We start from the raw sequence: 19,866 nt of genomic DNA, 5'->3' as shown, positions 1-19,866 counted from the left end.
CACTTTATTTATACTTAATAACCTATTTATCGTTAATAATCCGTTAGTACAAAGCTACACTGGTCCATAACTTATTGCGGTAGCAATACCAATTGCAGCCATACCTATCACGACCCAAATCATTAAAATAGGGAATACAAATTTAACCCAACGCGTCCACGGCACTTTACCTACCGCCAGTACCGCCATAAGTACACCTGATGTTGGGGTAATAATATTGGTAAAGCCATCACCGAGTTTTAAAATAAGGACACCGGTTTGACGTGTAAGATCAAGAATATCGAGAATAGGCACCATAATAGGCATAACAATCGATGCTTGTCCCGTTCCTGATGTGACTAGCAAGTTAAACAGTAAATTAAAGAAATAAAGTAATTGAGCGCCCCAAAAGTGAGAGGTTTGCTGTAATGGCACTAATGTGGCTTGTACAATAGAATCAAGCACTCGTCCTTCATCTAAAATAACAATAACCGCTCTGGCGATCCCCACCACCAATGCCCCATACACTAAAGATTGAGCACCTTTCATAAAGGTTTTGATATAGTCATTAGGGGCAATTTTAAACATAGCCGCCACAACAATGCTCATCATAATAAAAATGGCTGATAGATGTTCAATCCCCCATTTATATTCAAAAGCGCCATATAAAAACAATCCAATAAACGCTATAAATACCACCAAACTCAATTTTTGCCTCAATGAGAAGGTGCTATCTAATGATTGAGTGTGTGGCTGTTCATAATCAGGATCATCTTTAGCTATTCCATACATATAACTGGTCGTTGGATCATTCGCAATACGTCTGGCATACCAGACAATATAAGCAATAGTGACAACAATTAAGATAGCGAATAATACAACTCGAAAAATAACACCAGAAAAAAGAGGAACTTCAGCTAATGTTTGTGCAGTACCTAAAATAGTTGGATCTAATACACCAACCGCATTACCTGCATAATAGCCTAAATAAACAACTGCAACCCCCGTAATAGCATCAAGTTTCATTGATCGCGAAAGGGCTATTCCTATAGGGATAAACGCAATAACGGCATTGGCCGCAAGCCCAAGGGATGACAACATACCAAAAATAAAAGCAACCGTAATAATAAGAGCTTGATAATTACCTTTGGTTTTAACAATAAGCGCATTAATACCTGAATCAATAGCACGGGTGCGATCATAAATGGCAATCGCGCCACCAATCATAAAGATCAAGAAAATAATACTGGCAGATTGTTTTAACCCTACAGGGATTGCATAAAACACATCCATCAATGAAGCTGGATTTTGTGCAACATAATTAAAGCTATTAGGGACAACGCGGTTTAATCCATTAACGGTTTCCCGCTGATAACTTCCCGCGGGGATCAAATAGGTGGCGATGGCCGCTAAAATAACGATGCCAAAAATAATAATAAAGGCATCAGGCATAGCCCATTTTATTTTTTTACTCTTTTCCATACATTCACCTTATTGAGACAGACGCTTAATAACATTTGCAAATAGCACTGTCCTTTCGGTCAATGACGGTAAATCGAGATATTCTTTATCACTATGTTGATAGCCACCAATAGGGCCTAAACCATCAACACTTGGTGTACCCACACCGGCAGTAAATGAGGCATCAGATCCTCCCCCGGTTGAAATATCTTCAATAGCTAAGCCAATTAAATCCGCTTGCTGTTTAATGATTTCTATTAAATTGGCACTTTCAGGTGTTTTCACCATTGGAGGGCGATTAATGCCACCTTTTAGCGTTAATTTAACCCCCGCTAACACAGGTTGACTACAAACTTCTCTGACTTGCTTATCAATTTCAATACCCTGCTCATCCGTTGAAATACGCACATCGATTTCAGCTCGTGCATGGGGTGCAACCGTATTGACAGATGTACCACCAGAAATCAGTCCTACATTAACGGAAAGACCTTCATCATGGCGAGAAAGCGCATGTAAAGCCTGAATTTTGTATGAGAGCTCTTGAATAGCACTAATTCCTGCTTCTGGTGCAATACCTGAGTGAGATGCTTTACCTTCAATCAACAGCTCATAAGTTCCAACACCTCGACGAGCGCTAACAATGGCACCATTCGCACGAGCAGGTTCCATAATTAATGCATAAGCTTTACTTTTGGCATATTTTTCAATTAAATGACGCGATGTTTTTGACCCTATTTCTTCATCACAGTTAAGCAATATTTCAACATTTTGATAAGAGAGATCGCCACTTTGTTTGAGTGCATTAATCGCATAGTAAGTTAAAACATGGCTAGCTTTCATATCAATAACACCGGGGCCATAGGCACGGGAGCCATCGATACTAAATGGACGCTCTGCTACTGTTCCTTTAGGAAATACGGTATCTAAATGTGCAGCAATAAAAATTTGTGGGTTTGTGGCATCTTTATGAACTAAACGGTAGTTATTCCCTAGTTGTTCATTTTCAAATACTTCAACAACAAAACCTAATTTTTGGTAGCGTTGAATTAAAAGATCAGCGACTGTATCAACCCCTTGTTTATCATAAGAGCCGCTATCGATATTCACTAACTCCTTTAGAAAATCAACCATTTCATCATATTGTGAATTAATTGTGTGTTGCATTTTATTTACCTCTTGTAATTATAATTTGTCTTTTTTAGCTAGATATTTAAATCAAGATGGCCTTTATCAACTGCAATAAAATGCTTGATAAAAAGCATTAGCCTTAAAATAAAATGTGGATTTATTTATCAATAATATCACATTAAACTTTACATATATTTAATATGATTGCATCTATTTTTTAAAACCATAATAACAATTAATTAAATAGAATAAGATCTGCTAGAAATCACATGATAGAAATAGATAAAATAATCTAAAGCTAATAAGAACATTGAAAAATAGAAAAGAGGTTTAAGATAAAATACTTTTTACTATTTTATCTTGTTTTTAGAGAGCATTATTTTAAATAGATTTATTTTATTTTTTGATAAAACCTAAAAAAACAAAATAAAACCAAATTATTTTTTATCAAACAAACAATAAAACCAATAAAATAATTTTTTAACACACTGGATTAAGAAAAATCGCTCTATTATTAAAATAAAAACATTTATTTTCAATTTTATTTGATAAAAGAACAATACAATAAAACTCGGTAATAAATTTATCATACAATATAAAATATGTATGATAATAAAAGGTATTTTATCTTATCTAATAAAATTTATTTATTAATAAATAAAACCACTCTTTTTTTTATGCGTTAAATGATGATCTTAAAATCGTGTTTTATATTAGTTTTATTTACTTTTTTTAGTATCTAATGTTGAGAGCCAAGCTACTTTTGCGGTGGAATTTATTGTGATGACATACCTATGTCATAAATCCCCCTTAAAATTGACATCACAATAACCCATTTTTTTAATGGTAGGATGTTCTACATTCTTCCCATTCGCCGTTAATAATGATTTCACATAGTAGGTCTAAACATATGAATAAATCGGTTGAAGCAGTAATTTTAGATTGGGCTGGTACAGTAGTCGATTTTGGCTCTTTCGCCCCCACACAAATTTTTGTCGATGCCTTTGCTCAAGCCTTTAACTTTAAAATAAGTTTATCAGAAGCACGAGGGCCGATGGGGATGGGTAAAATCGATCATATTCGTGCTTTACTTAACGAGCCTAATATTCGCACTCGCTGGACAGCCCAATTTGGTCACCCACCAAGTGAAGAAGAGGTACAACACATTTATCGCACCTTTATGCCGTTACAAATTGCACAAGTGGTACATTTTGCTAAACCGATTGAAGGAGCACTTGAGGCTATCACGACCATAAGAGCACAAGGAATTAAAATCGGCTCTTGCTCAGGTTATCCTAAAGCCGTCATGGATGTATTAGTACCGAAAGCCGCTGAATATGGTTATCAGCCTGATTGCGTGGTTGCTAGTGATGAAATTGCCGCCGGCTCTCGCCCAGGCCCTTGGATGGCGTTAAAGAATGTGATTGAACTGGGTGTAATGAGTGTAGCACACTGTGTTAAAGTCGATGATGCAGTAACAGGTATTGCCGAAGGGTTAAATGCCGGTATGTGGACTGTCGGGTTATCTGTTTCAGGCAATGAGTTTGGTGCCACCTTTGAACAATATCAAACAATGGAACAGGCAGAAATAGAAAACCGTAAGCGCATTGCTGAAAATAAACTACGTACCGCTGGTGCTCATTATATTATTGATACCCTTGCCAATTTACCTGCGGTGATAGAAGATATTAATCAGAGGATCGCTAATAATCAAAAGCCGTAACTATTATCCAATACCAACGCCCAATAAAGCAGTAATGGGCGTAATTGGTAAATAGAGAATATAAAGATATATCTAGGTATTCTTTAATATGAAAATAATACTCCGCACTTTTATATTTCTATATTTTATTTTTTTATTAATATTGATTAATATTCTTTCCATATCTGACTATGAATGGATGATTGGTGAAGGTGATATTGATAATCTTTGTCAACTGCCACTCAATGGTAGATATGTTATTGAGCCTATATTGATATTAATACCTTGTATTACATTACTTTTTTTAGAAAAAAATAAAAAACTAAGATGGGGTTATGTTACAATTACTGTTATATATATCATATGGTCATTTTATTTACGTTTTAATTTTTGCTGAAAACTGACCTTCCCTATCCCCCAACGCCATCTTTCTCAATGGGAGAAATTTAGTTTTGATAAAAATAGAACCAGTAAAATTGATATTATCTTCTATTGCAATTCTATTTATAGCTATTTTTTCAATTTATATATCAACAAGTTACTACATAACCTATTTTCTAATGGAAGATAGAATTCTATTCTCATTTCAAACAGGGCTCTTAGTTTTTGCAACGCCTCTAATACTCTATTTCTCATATTATAGTTTTATTTTAGGATACCAAAAAAAGTTACAAAAAATGAATAATAAAGTAGCTGGTATATGCGCAGGAATAGCAATAATTGGTATCGTTTTTAGCTTTTTCTTTTCAATTTATGTCGGTCTCGACTTAACCTCTAAAGGCTATTATAGTTGTTATAAATCATCTGCTTTTTCACCAAATGAATATGTTATTGCAAAAGAGATGTGTAAAAAATAGACATCTCTTTTTTATTCTCTCTTCGTAACCTGTACATTATAATTAAAAAATAACTTCACATCCCTAATGCAAGATTAATCAAATAGTTGACGAATATTTTGTTCACCTAAACCAGGCCCAACACTCATTCCTAAACCCGTTCGCATCAATACTGCAGTGACTTTTTCACTCGGCGTTAAAATTGAAATCGGCTCCTTTCCTTTTGCCCCATAAACTCCTTGCCAACGCTCTTTTACTTGAACCGAACAACCTAATGTGTGCTCAGCTAACTCTATCAGGAGGTTATCAACCTCTTCGCTGTTAAAAGGCTGTGCATCTAAGCTATATTCATGAGAATCACCAATAATAAGATCGCCATAAGGAGTCGGGGTAATTAATAAATGAATACCATACTGCTCAATCAACGGCGATTGCATTTTAATTTCTTTCGCTAAAGCCTGTGCCTCAGGTAAATCAGCAAATGCACCATAGTGAGTACAACTTAATCCCGTCATTAGCGCATGCGCCAATCCAATATTTTGCTCTGCTGTCACTCGCAACATCTGTAAGCGGCAAACTATAGGATCAAGCTTTTTTATTTCGTCAGCCAGTAATGTTTGATAATCGTGCCCTGAGCAGACAATGATCTTTTCTGCACTAAATGTTCCATTGCTGGTGATCAATGCCCCCGTATCTACATCAATATCCCGTACCAATGTGGAAAAATAACTCGTTACATTAGCTAAGCTGCCTAGATAAGCCGCTAACTGTGGGATCGCTTCTCGCGAAAATAGCACCTGATCTTCTTTGCCATGCAATGCCGCTCTATGGTGTTGCAATTGACCACCATAAACCATGGCTAATTGTGTTTTAGAAAGTAATTCACAATCATAACCATAGGTTTTAGCTCGACCATCGACAAAGGCTTCAAGAACAGCGTGCTCAGATTGTGTACGTGCTAACAGATAAGTCCCTTTTTGACGCGTTAAAAATTTAGCCTGTTTGGCCATAGTTGCCCAAATTTCACGACTATTTTTTGCTAAATCTAGCATTTTTCCCGGCGCTTGACCCAAAATTAATCCGTGACCAAAATTACGTACAGAAGCGCCCACAGGCGTGTAACTGCGCTCAAAAATAGCAACACGTAAACCTCGCTGAGCCGCTGCATATGCATGAGATAAACCAATAATGCCCGCACCAATAACCGCAATATCAAATTTCATATGACACCCTAAACCAGATAGAGTGCATCGCACCCTATCTATTAATTAATAAAGTAAAAAATAATTATTTTGCACTCTTACCGTCATAGCGCTTACGCCATTCAGTTAAAATGGTGTCGCGCTTTTCAGCTGCCCAAATAAAATCATTTTTAATTAAACGTTGAGCATAATCGCGAGGTAATTCTGTTTGGCTTACGGGTACACTGGTATTGGCTAATACAGCAAAATTAACACTATAAAGCTTCATCGCTTCCTTTGAGGCGGAAAAATCAGCTAATTTTTGCGCGGCATCTCGCTTATTAGTTCCTTTGATTATCGCCGTTGCTTCAATATCCCAACCCAATCCTTCTTGCGGTAATATGATGTCTAGTGGTGCCCCTTGTCGTTTCAATTGGATCGCCGGATATTCAAAGGATATGCCTATCGGGTATTCCCCCGATGCAGCCATTTTGCAGGGTTTGGAGCCAGAATGAACATATTGACCAATATTCTGATGCAACTTGTCCATATATGCCCAACCCTCTTGTTCACCAAATATTTGTAACCAAGCACTTACATCTAAAAACCCAGTGCCTGATGATGCCGGATTTGGCATAACGATTTTGCCTTTGTATTCAGGCTTAGTGAGATCTTGCCAAGAAGTGGGTTTAGATAACCCCAATTTTTGTGCTTCTATCGTGTTGTAGCAAATCGTTGCCGCCCAGACATCCATACCAACCCAAGTTGGCGGGTTGTTGCTATCACGAAATTTCACATCAATATCATCTAACTGCGCCGGAGCATAAGGCTCAAGCATATTTTGCGCTTTTAATATTGCTAAACTTGATGCAGCTAATCCCCACACAACATCGGCTTGAGGACGATCTTTTTCTGCTAATAATTTAGCGGTGATAATCCCCGTTGAATCTCTTACCCATTTTATTTTTATATCAGGATATTTAGCCTCAAATGCTTGTTTATAAGCTTGTAATTGTTCACTTTCTATTGCGGTGTATACCGTAATTTCAGTCGCTGCAAAGACCGTTCCCGCAGAGAATAATAAGCTGGTGGCAAGTATCAGTTTTTTTAACATCATGCGATTTTCCTAGTATTGCTATGTGAGAGAATTAAACCTTTAAATTTATTGTTTAGCTTCACGCTGATGCCACGCTTGTGTACGGCGAAGAACACCTTGCGAAGCAATAGATAACAATATCGAAACTCCTGCCGAGGTGGTTAAAATCAATGTCGACATAGCCGCCGCGCCACCAATATTGCCAGCATCATCCATATTCAATACCGCAACCGCGGCTAAAATAGTGTCTGGGCTATAAAGGAAGATCGCCGCGGAAACCGTTGTCATAGCAGAAACAAATAGATAACGATAAATATCTAATAATGCCGGCAAACAAAGAGGAATAGTGATACGCCAAAAGTGACGATATAAAGGCGCTTTTAAGGATAATGAAGCTGCCTCGAATTCTTTATCTAACTGGCGCAGTGCCGTGCTCGCAGTCATATAGGCAGTAGTGAAAAAGTGTGCAATGGAGCACAGCACTAATAACACCATACTGCCGTATAAAAAGTTCAGTGGATTATTCGGTAAGTTAAAGAAAAATACATACCCTAATCCCAACACTAACCCCGGAACGGCCATCGGTACAAAACTTAACATACGTAGCAGATTGTTAAGCCAAGAGTGAGAAGCCGTTTTCTCTATTAAGTAAGCGCCCATAAAGATCAGAAAGCAGCCGATAGTGGCAGTGTAAAATGCCAAAATAATACTGTTGGTATAGGCGAGCCATCCCCCAGGCAATCCTTCAAAATTATAATGACGTAACGAAAACGATAAGTTATAAGGCCAGAACTGAATAAAAGAGGAGTAAACGGCCGTACCGAATACCAATAAAAATAGCGCGCAAATAAGCATCACAAATATTAGATAAAGCGTGTCACGCTGAAAATTAGCTTTTGGCAAATAGAATTGGGCACGCGAGCTCATTGCATCACGTTGACGTTTACGTAACCAAACATCGACACCGAAGGTCAACAATGCAGGTAGCAATAACAACATACCGATTAAAGCACCGCGGCCAAATTGTTGCTGACCAAGCACGGCTTTATAGGCTTCTAACGCCAGTACTTGATAATCTCCGCCGACGACAACCGGAATACCAAAGTCAGTAATAGTTAACGTAAATACCAAGCACAATGCTGCGAAAATCCCATGTCGGCTCGATGACCAAGTGACACTACGAAAAGTGCGCCAAGAAGACGCCCCTAAGCTAGATGCAGCATCAAATAAACGAGCATCAGACATAGATAATGCGGAGAGTAAAATCATTAGCGCATGAGGAAAAGTGTAGATCACCTCACCAAGCACTAATCCCCAATAACCATAAATACTCTCTGTGAGTAAGCTACGCAATAGCCCTTGGTTACCAAATAGATAAACCAATGCAATACCCGGTAGCATAGAAGGAGCGAGTAAGGGTAATAGTGATATTCCACGCCACAAGGATTTAAAAGGGATCAAGGTGCGATGTAGAGCATAAGCAAACAGGTAAGCCAGTGGCACCGTAATAACAGCAACGCTTAACGAAACACTAATACTGTTACCCACCAACCACAGAAAATTAGCACTGGTGAACAAATCAATGGCAGCCTGAAAACCACCACCTTGTGATATATCAGGCGTAAAACCTCGCCAGAAAATAGCCAATAAAGGCAATAAAACCCCAAGAGTAAGTAAGCAAATAATAAATAACTTACCACCAGCAACAAACAAACTATCTAAACGATTAATAGATTTGGTAGGTACTATCACTGACATTATCTCGCTACCTTACGCAAATATGTGTAGTTCATTAGCCGGTAAAGTCACTTTAACTTTACCGTTTTGAATACTATGTAGCTCAGCAGCAGAGATCTCGGCTTGTAATAAATGTCCCGGTAAATGGTCTAATTCAAACTTCATAATGCAACGACTTCCCAAAAACACCACATTTTGTATATTGGCATCGTATTGATTATGTTTGTTTTGTATTGGGTTAATTTTGATTGATTCAGGTCGACAAAAGAGACGCCCTTGATTATGAGGTACTGCAGTATGTTTTAATTGGACTTCTCGTGAGCCAATCATCGCCTCACCGTGCTGATTTCTATTGAAAGGTAACCAGTTACCTTTTCCTACAAACTCTGCAACAAATGGTGTTTGTGGATGGTTGTAAATCTCTTCACTACTGCCGTACTGCTCAACCTTGCCGTTATTCATTACAGCTATCCTATCGGCCATCAGCATGGCTTCATCTTGATTATGAGTGACCATTAGCGTAGTGATATTTAAACTTTGCTGTAAATTACGTAGCTCCACACACAAATGTTCACGCACTTGTGCATCTAATGCCGACATTGGCTCATCCAGTAATAGTAAAGAAGGGGCCGGAGCCAAAGCACGAGCCAATGCCACGCGCTGTTGTTGACCGCCAGATAATTCTCCTGGATATTTTTTCTTTCGATCTTGTAAACCAACTAACTCCAGCATTTCATTAACGCGATTTTTAATCACATTACGAGGCTGACCGGCTAAACCATACGCAATATTCTGCTGTACCGTCAGGTTAGGAAATAATGCATAGGACTGAAATAAGATCCCATAGTCACGGGCTTGAGGGGGAAGGTGTGAGATGTTGTTATCGTAATTAAAGATACTACCGTGATCTTGTGTTTCTAATCCGGCAATACAACGTAATAATGTGGTTTTTCCACATCCAGAAGGCCCTAATAGGCAGACTAACTCGCCTTGTTTAATCTCTAAAGAAACACCATCTAAAGCAATAAATTGATTAAATCTCTTTTGAATATTCTCTACACGAATATGTGGCATTGAGCCATTTTGTGAGTTTATATTGAACTGTAACATATCGCTTACCACGCCAATTTATGATGATTGACTAGAGATTAAGCGACAATGATTAAAGTTTTATGAAAATTTAAAACTGATTTATATTTTTTTAAATGGCTAGCCACTAGACTATTATTACAAAGATAAAATATAGATTTTAAATTTATATTATAGAAAGATTATTAATAACATCTCTATTATTTTTAGGTGTTACATTAAAAAGACACCTTATTGATTTTATTTTAATTTTCATCGATATATTTATAGTAATAATATATTTATCTGATAAAAAATAAAAACTTACGTGATTTTTAATCTATTCACTTTTTACACTCGTATTTATCTTTGTAATGTTTTTTAATAACAAAGAACTTAAAAATAATAGTAAGTTAAAAATGCCCCGCACCTAAAATTAAGATACGGGGCAAAATTGGCAATAAACTATTAAATAATATTACTCAACAGTCACTGATTTAGCCAAGTTACGAGGCTGATCGACATCAGTCCCTTTAATTAACGCCACATGATAAGAAAGTAACTGTAATGGTACAGTATAGAAAATTGGCGCAATTAACTCTTCAACATGAGGCAGAGAAATCAGTTTCATTGTTTCACTTTCTTCAAAGCCAGCATCTTGATCGGCAAACACATACAGTAAACCACCACGAGCGCGCACTTCTTCAATATTAGATTTTAATTTCTCTAATAATTCATTATTTGGCGCTACGATGATAACGGGCATATCAGCATCAATTAAAGCAAGAGGTCCATGTTTTAATTCACCAGCCGCATAAGCTTCTGCATGAATATAAGAGATCTCTTTTAACTTTAATGCGCCTTCTACCGCTATTGGATATTGATCACCACGGCCTAAGAAGAGTGCATGACTTTTTTCTGAGAAGTCTTCTGCTAAAGCTTCAATCACTTTATCTTTCGACAACATACTTTCAATACGGCTAGGTAGTGCATGAAGTGCCATTGCAACTTGTTGTTCAAGGGCTTCAACACCTTTAATGCGTCCCATATAGGCCACTAGCATTAATAAAACGGCCAGTTGCGTTGTAAAGGCTTTGGTTGAGGCAACTCCAATTTCAGCCCCTGCTTTAGTCATTAACACAAATTCAGATTCGCGAACTAAAGAAGAGCCAGCCACATTACAAATTGCCAGCGATGATAAATAACCTAACTCTTTTGATAAGCGTAATGCTGCTAGAGTATCTGCCGTTTCACCTGATTGAGATAAGGTTATCAGTAAACTATTGCGACGAGTCGCTGGTTTGCGATAGCGATATTCTGATGCAATTTCCACATCACAGGGGATCCCCGCTAAAGATTCAAACCAATAACGCGATACCATACCTGCGTTATAAGATGTACCGCAGGCAACAATTTGAATATGTTCCACTTGAGATAAGATCTCTGGTGCTTTAGAGCCTAACTCACTAAGATCAATACTTTCTGCTTTTAAACGCCCTTCAAGGGTGTTTTTAATGGCTAAAGGCTGTTCGTAGATCTCTTTTTGCATATAGTGACGATAAATACCTTTGTCACCCGCATCATATTGCACATTCGATTCAATAATATCACGATTAACTTCTTCGCCATTAACATCATAAATATGCACATGACGACGAGTAATTTCGACAATATCGCCTTCTTCAAGGTAGATAAAGCGGCGAGTAACAGGCAATAAAGCCAGTTGATCAGAAGCAAGGAAGTTTTCCCCAACACCAAGACCTACGACCAGAGGGCTTCCTGAGCGTGCTGCCACTAATAGCTCTGGTGTACGACTATCCATAATGACAGTACCGTAAGCACCACGTAATTGAGGGATCACACGCTGTACGACTTCACGTAATGTGCCACCTTGGCGCTGTTCCCAATTGACTAAGTGAGCAATAACTTCAGTATCAGTTTGAGAGGCAAACTGATAGCCCCGGTTAATTAACTCAGCTTTTAGCTCTTGGTAGTTTTCAATAATACCATTATGTACCACGGCAATAGTGCCTGAGACATGAGGATGAGCATTATCTTGACAAGGTTCACCATGGGTTGCCCAACGGGTATGAGCAATACCTGTACCACCAATAACTTGTGTTTTTTCTGCTTCTTCTGCCAGCATCTGTACTTTGCCAACTTCACGCAGACGTGTCATATGACAATCATTATCTACAACAGCTAATCCCGCTGAATCATAACCGCGGTATTCTAAACGACGTAAACCTTCAATTAAGATTTCTGCGATATCGCGTTGTGCAACTGCACCTACTATTCCACACATTGTGTTATTCCTAAAACTGTGCGTTTTTCGCACTTGATGTCTTTATACCTGATTATTTTGTTCCCCAAGCCATGGTAGAAAACGGGGATATTTTTGTTTTTAGAATAATAGCGTACAAGAAAAGGGCGATAATGAAATATACGCCCTTATCTTAAAATTATTGTTTTTTCTTCACCGGACGTTTCCAGCCAGAGATATGTGTTTGCTTAACTCGGCTAATGACTAATTCGTTTTCGTTGACATCTTTTGTCAATGTTGTACCCGCACCAATTGTTGCGCCATTGGCCACGCAAACGGGGGCAACAAGTTGAGTATCAGAGCCGATAAACACATCATCACCAATGATAGTTTTAAATTTATTTGCACCGTCATAGTTACAAGTGATAGTGCCAGCGCCAATATTCACATTAGCACCCACTTCAGTATCACCTAAATAAGTAAGATGACCCGCTTTAGAGCCAACGCCTAGACTGGCTTTTTTCATCTCAACAAAGTTACCAACATGAGCTTTGTCTGCCAGCTGTGCGCCGGGGCGAAGACGAGCAAAAGGCCCAACAGTACACTCTTGCGCTAAATTTGCATCCTCGATCACCGTATAAGGGCTGATAATCGAACCATCACCGATCACACAGTTTTTCAGTACACAACCCGTACCAATTTCAACGTTATTACCTAAAGTGACTTCACCTTCAATAATAACGTTAGTATCAATCACCACGTCTTTTCCGTGAGTTAGCGTACCACGTAAATCAAAACGAGCCGGATCAAGTAACATTACCCCTTCAAGTAATAAGCGTTCAGCTTGTTCTGTTTGATAAATACGCTCTAATGCGGCAAGTTGTAAGCGGTTATTAACCCCTTCCATTTCGCTATGACGAGTAGGGTGAGCGGTTTCGATTTTACGACCTTCTTGGTGTGCAAGCGCAATAATATCAGTAATATAGTACTCTTTCTGAGCATTGTTATTATCAAGCTTCGCTAACCAGCGTTTTAAATCGCCCCCATTAGCAACCAATATACCAGTATTGATCTCTTTAATTTTTAATTGTTCTTCAGAGGCGTCTTTTTGCTCTACGATACCAACAACATCGCCATTTTCGCGAACAATACGGCCATACCCCATAGGGTTATCTAAAATAACGGTTAATAAACCAATGCCACCAGCAGGTTTTACCGCAATTAAACGCTCTAAGGTTTCTTTAGTGATAAGCGGTACATCACCATAAAGCATTAGGATATCTTCATCATCAGCAAAGAAAGGTGCGGCTTGTTGCATAGCATGACCGGTACCTAATTGCTCAGCTTGTAGCACCCAATTGACAGGTTGTGAACCTAATGTTTCTTTCATAAGTTCACCACCGTGCCCATAAACAAGGTGGGTTTGTTGAGCACCAAGGGATTTTGCGGTATCAATGACATGTTGCACCATGGATTTGCCCGCAAGTTTATGAAGAACCTTAGGTAACTGTGAATACATACGGGTACCTTTTCCCGCAGCAAGAATAACAACACTTTTAGCTGAATTAGACATAATTAACCTGATAACTCCCGTAAAGAATGGCAAGTAAACCTGTTTATGCCAAATAATACTACATATTTCGTTACACAAAATATTTCTGAAAGCAAAAAAGCCAGTTAGCTATAACTAACTGGCTTTTTATTCATGGACTGCCTATTTACATTAGCGTCTAGTCAATTCGATTACACGTAGTTTTGCAATCGCTTTGGCTAATTCTGCTGATGCTTGAGCATAATCAACATCACCATGAGAGGATTGAATGTGTTCTTCAGCTTTACGCTTAGATTCCAACGCTTTCGCTTCATCCAAATCACGACCACGGATAGCTGTATCTGCCAGTACAATGACGCCTGTAGGCTGAACTTCGAGAATACCACCTGAAAGGTAGATAAACTCTTCTTCACCCGATGTTTTTACGACACGTACCATGCCCGGTTTTATGGCAGTTAATAACGGGGTATGCTGCGGATAAATACCGAGCTCACCTTCGCTACCAGTTACCTGAATATGTTTGACTTCGCCGTCATATAAATGCTTTTCAGCGCTGACAACTTTCAGGTGGAACGATGTATCGGCCATATCAACCTCCCGTCAGCCGTATTAAAGCTTCTTAGCTTTTTCTACTGCTTCTTCGATAGTACCAACCATGTAGAACGCCTGCTCTGGCAGGTGGTCATAATCACCGTTCAGAATACCTTTAAAGCCACGGATTGTGTCTTTTAGGGAAACGAACTTACCTGGTGAACCGGTAAATACTTCAGCAACGAAGAATGGCTGAGATAGGAAGCGCTGGATCTTACGCGCACGCGCAACAACCAGTTTATCTTCTTCTGACAGTTCATCCATACCTAAGATAGCGATGATGTCTTTCAGTTCCTGATAACGTTGCAGGATAGACTGAACACCACGAGCAACATCATAGTGCTCTTGGCCAACTACCAGTGGGTCTAACTGACGACTGGTTGAATCCAGTGGGTCAACCGCAGGGTAGATACCTAACGAAGCAATTTGACGGCTCAGTACCACTGTCGCATCTAAGTGAGCAAAGGTGGTTGCTGGGGATGGGTCAGTTAAGTCATCCGCAGGTACGTATACCGCCTGAACAGAGGTGATAGAACCTGTTTTGGTTGAAGTGATACGCTCTTGCAGAACACCCATCTCTTCAGCCAATGTTGGTTGGTAACCTACCGCTGATGGCATACGACCTAACAGTGCTGATACTTCTGTACCGGCTAAGGTGTAACGATAGATGTTATCGACGAATAACAGTACGTCACGGCCTTCATCACGGAATTTCTCAGCCATAGTCAGACCAGTCAGTGCAACACGCAGACGGTTTCCTGGTGGCTCATTCATCTGACCGTAAACTAACGATACTTTGTCAAGAACGTTAGAGTCTGTCATTTCATGATAGAAGTCATTACCCTCACGAGTACGCTCACCAACACCAGCAAATACAGAGTAACCTGAGTGCTCGATCGCGATATTACGGATCAATTCCATCATGTTAACTGTTTTACCAACACCCGCACCACCGAACAGACCGACTTTACCACCTTTAGCAAATGGACAAATTAAGTCCATAACTTTGATACCGGTTTCAAGCAGTTCTTGAGAGTTTGATAACTCTTCGTAAGTTGGTGCTTCACGGTGGATTGACCAACGCTCTTCGGTTTCAATCTCACCTTTCATATCAATAGGTGTACCCAGAACGTTCATGATACGTCCTAAAGTCGCTTTACCTACTGGTACTTCAATTGGGTGGCCTAAATCTTCAACCTTTAAGCCACGGCTTAAACCGTCTGATGTACCCATTGCGATACAACGAACGATACCACCGCCTAACTGTTGCTGAACTTCCAGCACCAGTTTTTCTTTACCATTCATAACCTCAAGAGCGTCGTATACTTTAGGGACGCTATCCTGAGGGAACTCGGCGTCCACTACGGCGCCGATTACCTGGACAATCTTTCCAGTAGCCATCTTGAATCCTCTACGTAATTCGTAAACCTAGCTGTTATACCGCGGCTGCACCAGATACAATTTCTGTCAGTTCCTGAGTAATGCTTGCTTGGCGTGCTTTGTTGTACACCAATTGCAGTTCTTTAATCAGATTACCACCGTTATCTGTAGCGGCTTTCATCGCGACCATTCGTGCTGCCTGCTCACTCGCTAAGTTCTCTACGACGCTCTGATAAACCTGCGATTCAATATAACGACGCAGTAAAGTATCCAGTAACGTCTTAGGATCAGGTTCGTACAGATAATCCCAAGATTTTTCTTTCAGTTCTTCATCATCACCTGGTGGTAATGGTAAAACTTGCAGAATTTTAGGCTCTTGGGCCATGGTATTGATGAACTTATTTGCCACCACATACAGTTTATCTAAACGACCTTCGTCATAAGCCTGCAACATGATATTGACTGGGCCGATAAGGTCAGATAGTTGCGGATCATCACCCATACCTGTTACTTGACCGACAACATTCCCACCTACAGAGGCAAAGAATGAAACGGCTTTAGAACCAACAAGGGCTAAATCTACTTCTACACCTTTATCAGACCACTCTTTCATGTCTGCCAGCAGTTTTTTGAACAAGTTAATGTTCAAACCACCACACAAACCACGGTCGGTCGAAACAACCAGGTACCCGACACGTTTAACTTCACGCTCTTCGAGGTATGGATGTTTATATTCCAGATTCCCTAACGCAAGGTGACCAATCACACTGCGCATGGTTTCTGCATAAGGACGGCTGGCTGCCATGCGTTCCTGCGTTTTACGCATTTTCGACGCGGCGACCATCTCCATCGCTTTAGTGATCTTCTGTGTGTTTTGCACACTGGCGATCTTCGAACGTATCTCTTTTGCGCCGGCCATTTCTGCTTCTCCTCATGAACCAGACGGCCTAATGATCATTATTAGGCCGAATAGTTATTACCAGGACTGAGTCGCTTTGAAGTTGTCTAGCACGCCTTTCAGCTTCGCTTCGATTTCTTCGTTATAAGTACCGGTCTGGTTGATTTCTTTCAGTAAATCAGCATGTTCACGAGAAGCATAAGCTAATAAAGCCGCTTCAAATGGCACAACTTTTGAAATTTCAACATCTTCCAGATAACCACGTTCTGCAGCAAACAGAGATAAAGACTGTTGTGCGACAGACATTGGTTCGTACTGTTTCTGTTTCAGCAATTCAGTCACTTTCTGACCGTGGTTCAATTGTTTACGGGTAGCATCATCCAGATCTGAAGCGAACTGAGAGAATGCTGCCAGCTCACGATACTGCGCAAGTGCAGTACGGATACCACCAGAAAGTTTCTTCATAATCTTAGTCTGAGCTGCACCACCTACACGAGATACGGAGATCCCTGGGTTAACAGCTGGACGGATACCTGCGTTAAACAGGTTAGATTCTAAGAAGATCTGACCATCGGTAATAGAGATTACGTTCGTAGGAACGAATGCAGAAACGTCCCCTGCTTGCGTTTCGATAATAGGTAACGCAGTCAGTGAGCCGGTTTTACCTTTAACTTCACCGTTAGTAAAGTTTTCTACATACTCAGCGCTAACGCGCGCTGCGCGCTCCAATAAACGGGAGTGCAGATAGAAAACGTCACCAGGGTAAGCTTCACGTCCAGGTGGACGACGAAGTAACAGTGAAATTTGACGGTATGCGACAGCCTGTTTAGACAGGTCATCATAAATAATCAGAGCATCTTCACCACGGTCACGGAAGTATTCACCCATTGCACAACCCGCATAAGGAGCAAGGTATTGCAACGCTGCTGATTCTGATGCAGAAGCAACAACAACAATGGTGTTTTCTAACGCGCCATGCTCTTCTAATTTACGAACAACGTTCGAAATAGTCGATGCTTTCTGACCGATAGCGACATAAATACATTTAATGCCAGAGTCACGCTGATTAATAATCGCATCGACAGCCAGAGCAGTTTTACCTGTTTGGCGGTCACCGATGATCAATTCACGCTGACCACGACCAATTGGGATCATGGCGTCAACGGATTTATAACCCGTCTGTACAGGTTGGTCGACTGATTGACGGTCGATAACACCTGGAGCAATCATCTCAACAGGTGAGAAGCCATCATGCTCTACAGCACCTTTACCATCAATAGGTTCACCCAGTGTGTTAACTACACGACCAAGTAGACCACGGCCAACTGGAACTTCCAGAATACGACCTGTACATTTAACTTTCATGCCTTCTGCTAAGTCAGCATAAGGACCCATCACAACCGCACCAACAGAGTCGCGCTCTAAGTTTAATGCGATAGCGAAACGGTTACCCGGCAGTGCGATCATTTCACCCTGCATAACTTCGGCTAAACCGTGGATACGAATGATACCGTCACTAACGGAAACAATCGTACCTTCATTGTGAGCTTCACTCACTACATTGAACTGAGCAATGCGCTGCTTGATCAGTTCGCTGATTTCAGTGGAATTCAGTTGCATATGCTCCAGTCCCCTTAAGACTGCAAGACGTCAGTTAATCGCTCTAAACGGCCACGAACACTACCGTCGATGACAAGGTCACCGGCGCGTATAATCATGCCTGCGATAACGGACTTATCAATTTTGCAATTCAGCTTCACTTTGCGTGATAGACGTTTTTCCATCGCTGCAGAAATGTTAGCTAGCTGCTGTTTAGTTAGCTCAATGGCAGAAGTGACTTCAACATCAACCGTTGACTCGAGTACTGCGCGCAATTGAATAAATTGGCTCAATACTTCCGGCAATGTTGATAAACGGTCATTCTCAGCCATAACACGAATTAAGTTCTGAGCATGTTCATCAATTTGATCGCCACAAAGGTCGATAAAGATGTCAGCCAGTTTTTCTGATGCTAAAGAACCAGAAAGTAATTCGGTTACCTGCTCATTGCGTGCAACTTCAGCGGTGAATGCCAGCATAACCTGCCATTTATCGACAGCCTGGTTTTCCACAGCAAAGTCAAAAGCTGCTTTGGCGTAGGGGCGAGCTACCGTTGCTATTTCAGACATGCCCCTCCCTCCTTACAGTTCAGCGACCAGTTTATCAACGATGTCGCTATTAGCAGCTTCATCCACGGAACGTTCAATAATTTTCTCGGCACCAGCGATAGCCAGCATAGCGACTTGTTTACGAAGTTCTTCACGAGCACGTTTACGCTCTGCTTCCAATTCGGATTGAGCTTGTGCAACGATCTTACTACGTTCTTGCTCTGCTTCAGCTTTAGCTTCTTCAATCATTTGAGTGCGTTGTTTATTCGCAGACTCAATGATTGCTTGTGCTTCAGCTTTTGCTTTCGCTAACTGTTCGCCTGCATCGGCTTTCGCTAAATCTAAGTCCTTTTTCGCACGTTCTGCAGAAGATAAACCGTCAGCAATTTCTTTTTGACGTTTTTCAATGGCCGCCATAATTGGTGGCCATACATATTTCATGCAGAACAAAACAAACAGGACAAATGCGATGGCCTGGCCGAGGATTGTTGCATTTAAATTCACAGCACAATACCTCTTTCTTGGTTATTAACTAACTTGATGTTTTTACTGCTCATCACCATCATTAGGCGACAGCAAACATCACGTAAAGGCCCAGACCCACAGCAATCATTGGGATGGCGTCAACCAGACCCATAACGATAAAGAACTGTGTACGCAGAAGAGGGATCAGATCAGGCTGACGAGCAGCACCTTCTAAAAATTTGCCTCCGAGGATTCCGATACCGATTGCAGCACCGATTGCAGCTAAACCCATCATAATAGCGGCAGCCATGTACAGCAGATCCATACTCAGGTTTTCCATGACAGTCTCCAGTTTGTTTCAGTTATTTCTTTAAAGAGTTAA

Annotated in this window: 18 protein-coding genes; 3 read left to right on the top strand and 15 right to left on the bottom strand. The window is 40.3% G+C overall.

All coding sequences use genetic code 11. The features are described 5' to 3' along the window. Positions 1–54 precede the first annotated feature (54 nt). A complete protein-coding gene (locus AACV00_RS05885; protein ID WP_004246570.1) occupies positions 55–1,461 on the bottom strand; it encodes a YfcC family protein in 1,407 nt (468 codons plus the stop codon). 9 nt (positions 1,462–1,470) lie between these two features. After that, positions 1,471–2,604 (bottom strand): M20 family metallopeptidase, encoded by a 1,134-nt coding sequence (locus AACV00_RS05880; RefSeq protein WP_063215384.1) that lies wholly within the window; start codon positions 2,602–2,604, stop codon positions 1,471–1,473. Positions 2,605–3,478: 874 nt separating this feature from the next. Between AACV00_RS05880 and phnX the strand changes: the two genes are divergently transcribed. The 3 genes from phnX to AACV00_RS05865 all read left to right on the top strand — a co-directional run bounded on the left by phnX (position 3,479) and on the right by AACV00_RS05865 (position 5,127). After that, positions 3,479–4,291, top strand: coding sequence for a phosphonoacetaldehyde hydrolase (phnX, locus tag AACV00_RS05875; RefSeq protein WP_004249806.1), 813 nt, complete (start codon positions 3,479–3,481; stop codon positions 4,289–4,291). An 88-nt stretch (positions 4,292–4,379) separates the two neighbouring features. Beyond that, on the top strand, positions 4,380–4,667 hold the full coding sequence (locus AACV00_RS05870) for a DUF2645 family protein (protein ID WP_017826967.1): 288 nt from the start codon (positions 4,380–4,382) through the stop codon (positions 4,665–4,667). A gap of 55 nt (positions 4,668–4,722) precedes the next feature. Then, positions 4,723–5,127, top strand: coding sequence for a DUF1240 domain-containing protein (locus AACV00_RS05865; protein WP_161680108.1), 405 nt, complete (start codon positions 4,723–4,725; stop codon positions 5,125–5,127). A 74-nt stretch (positions 5,128–5,201) separates the two neighbouring features. Here AACV00_RS05865 and AACV00_RS05860 read toward each other — a convergent pair whose 3' ends face one another. The 13 genes from AACV00_RS05860 to atpE all read right to left on the bottom strand — a co-directional run bounded on the left by AACV00_RS05860 (position 5,202) and on the right by atpE (position 19,824). Continuing rightward, complete coding sequence (locus AACV00_RS05860; RefSeq protein ID WP_004249984.1) at positions 5,202–6,329, bottom strand: TIGR03364 family FAD-dependent oxidoreductase; 1,128 nt, start codon at positions 6,327–6,329, stop codon at positions 5,202–5,204. Positions 6,330–6,393: 64 nt separating this feature from the next. After that, complete coding sequence (locus AACV00_RS05855) at positions 6,394–7,404, bottom strand: putative 2-aminoethylphosphonate ABC transporter substrate-binding protein (RefSeq protein ID WP_199771204.1); 1,011 nt, start codon at positions 7,402–7,404, stop codon at positions 6,394–6,396. A 45-nt stretch (positions 7,405–7,449) separates the two neighbouring features. Beyond that, entirely contained in the window at positions 7,450–9,141 is a 1,692-nt protein-coding gene (locus tag AACV00_RS05850) for a putative 2-aminoethylphosphonate ABC transporter permease subunit (RefSeq protein ID WP_004246582.1), read from the bottom strand. A gap of 12 nt (positions 9,142–9,153) precedes the next feature. Further along, the gene (locus tag AACV00_RS05845; RefSeq protein WP_004249986.1) at positions 9,154–10,230 is read right to left on the bottom strand and encodes a putative 2-aminoethylphosphonate ABC transporter ATP-binding protein; all 1,077 of its coding nucleotides are present in this window, start codon (positions 10,228–10,230) and stop codon (positions 9,154–9,156) included. Between the two features lie 436 nt (positions 10,231–10,666). Then, on the bottom strand, positions 10,667–12,493 hold the full coding sequence (gene glmS / locus AACV00_RS05840) for a glutamine--fructose-6-phosphate transaminase (isomerizing) (RefSeq protein ID WP_004246586.1): 1,827 nt from the start codon (positions 12,491–12,493) through the stop codon (positions 10,667–10,669). A gap of 157 nt (positions 12,494–12,650) precedes the next feature. Then, positions 12,651–14,024, bottom strand: a complete 1,374-nt coding sequence (gene glmU, locus AACV00_RS05835; RefSeq protein ID WP_004246587.1) for a bifunctional UDP-N-acetylglucosamine diphosphorylase/glucosamine-1-phosphate N-acetyltransferase GlmU — start codon at positions 14,022–14,024, stop codon at positions 12,651–12,653. 150 nt (positions 14,025–14,174) lie between these two features. Beyond that, positions 14,175–14,591 carry a F0F1 ATP synthase subunit epsilon gene (locus AACV00_RS05830; RefSeq protein ID WP_004246588.1) on the bottom strand — a complete coding sequence of 139 codons (417 nt, stop codon included), beginning with the start codon at positions 14,589–14,591 and terminating at the stop codon, positions 14,175–14,177. 21 nt (positions 14,592–14,612) lie between these two features. Then, complete coding sequence (gene atpD / locus AACV00_RS05825) at positions 14,613–15,995, bottom strand: F0F1 ATP synthase subunit beta (protein WP_004246589.1); 1,383 nt, start codon at positions 15,993–15,995, stop codon at positions 14,613–14,615. Positions 15,996–16,029: 34 nt separating this feature from the next. After that, positions 16,030–16,893, bottom strand: a complete 864-nt coding sequence (gene atpG, locus AACV00_RS05820) for a F0F1 ATP synthase subunit gamma (protein WP_004246591.1) — start codon at positions 16,891–16,893, stop codon at positions 16,030–16,032. A 57-nt stretch (positions 16,894–16,950) separates the two neighbouring features. Next, positions 16,951–18,492, bottom strand: a complete 1,542-nt coding sequence (atpA, locus tag AACV00_RS05815; RefSeq protein WP_004246592.1) for a F0F1 ATP synthase subunit alpha — start codon at positions 18,490–18,492, stop codon at positions 16,951–16,953. Positions 18,493–18,506: 14 nt separating this feature from the next. Further along, entirely contained in the window at positions 18,507–19,040 is a 534-nt protein-coding gene (atpH, locus tag AACV00_RS05810) for a F0F1 ATP synthase subunit delta (protein ID WP_004246594.1), read from the bottom strand. A gap of 12 nt (positions 19,041–19,052) precedes the next feature. After that, complete coding sequence (gene atpF, locus AACV00_RS05805; RefSeq protein ID WP_004246595.1) at positions 19,053–19,523, bottom strand: F0F1 ATP synthase subunit B; 471 nt, start codon at positions 19,521–19,523, stop codon at positions 19,053–19,055. Between the two features lie 61 nt (positions 19,524–19,584). Next, the gene (gene atpE, locus AACV00_RS05800) at positions 19,585–19,824 is read right to left on the bottom strand and encodes a F0F1 ATP synthase subunit C (RefSeq protein WP_004246596.1); all 240 of its coding nucleotides are present in this window, start codon (positions 19,822–19,824) and stop codon (positions 19,585–19,587) included. Positions 19,825–19,866: the final 42 nt, after the last annotated feature.

The organism is Proteus sp. G3927 (genome assembly GCF_963894685.1).
Taxonomy (GTDB): Bacteria; Pseudomonadota; Gammaproteobacteria; order Enterobacterales; family Enterobacteriaceae; genus Proteus; species Proteus mirabilis.
The sequence above is the reverse complement of the archived record's forward strand: the minus strand, read 5'-3'. Positions and strand labels throughout refer to the sequence as shown.

Coding starts and splice junctions, on each gene's coding strand:
- AACV00_RS05885 (WP_004246570.1), bottom strand. CDS start 1,461: ATGGAAAAGAGTAAAAAAATAAAATGGGCTATGCCTGATGCCTTTATT.
- AACV00_RS05880 (WP_063215384.1), bottom strand. CDS start 2,604: ATGCAACACACAATTAATTCACAATATGATGAAATGGTTGATTTTCTA.
- phnX (WP_004249806.1), top strand. CDS start 3,479: ATGAATAAATCGGTTGAAGCAGTAATTTTAGATTGGGCTGGTACAGTA.
- AACV00_RS05870 (WP_017826967.1), top strand. CDS start 4,380: ATGAAAATAATACTCCGCACTTTTATATTTCTATATTTTATTTTTTTA.
- AACV00_RS05860 (WP_004249984.1), bottom strand. CDS start 6,329: ATGAAATTTGATATTGCGGTTATTGGTGCGGGCATTATTGGTTTATCT.
- AACV00_RS05855 (WP_199771204.1), bottom strand. CDS start 7,404: ATGATGTTAAAAAAACTGATACTTGCCACCAGCTTATTATTCTCTGCG.
- AACV00_RS05850 (WP_004246582.1), bottom strand. CDS start 9,141: ATGTCAGTGATAGTACCTACCAAATCTATTAATCGTTTAGATAGTTTG.
- AACV00_RS05845 (WP_004249986.1), bottom strand. CDS start 10,230: ATGTTACAGTTCAATATAAACTCACAAAATGGCTCAATGCCACATATT.
- glmS (WP_004246586.1), bottom strand. CDS start 12,493: ATGTGTGGAATAGTAGGTGCAGTTGCACAACGCGATATCGCAGAAATC.
- glmU (WP_004246587.1), bottom strand. CDS start 14,024: ATGTCTAATTCAGCTAAAAGTGTTGTTATTCTTGCTGCGGGAAAAGGT.
- AACV00_RS05830 (WP_004246588.1), bottom strand. CDS start 14,591: ATGGCCGATACATCGTTCCACCTGAAAGTTGTCAGCGCTGAAAAGCAT.
- atpD (WP_004246589.1), bottom strand. CDS start 15,995: ATGGCTACTGGAAAGATTGTCCAGGTAATCGGCGCCGTAGTGGACGCC.
- atpG (WP_004246591.1), bottom strand. CDS start 16,893: ATGGCCGGCGCAAAAGAGATACGTTCGAAGATCGCCAGTGTGCAAAAC.
- atpA (WP_004246592.1), bottom strand. CDS start 18,492: ATGCAACTGAATTCCACTGAAATCAGCGAACTGATCAAGCAGCGCATT.
- atpH (WP_004246594.1), bottom strand. CDS start 19,040: ATGTCTGAAATAGCAACGGTAGCTCGCCCCTACGCCAAAGCAGCTTTT.
- atpE (WP_004246596.1), bottom strand. CDS start 19,824: ATGGAAAACCTGAGTATGGATCTGCTGTACATGGCTGCCGCTATTATG.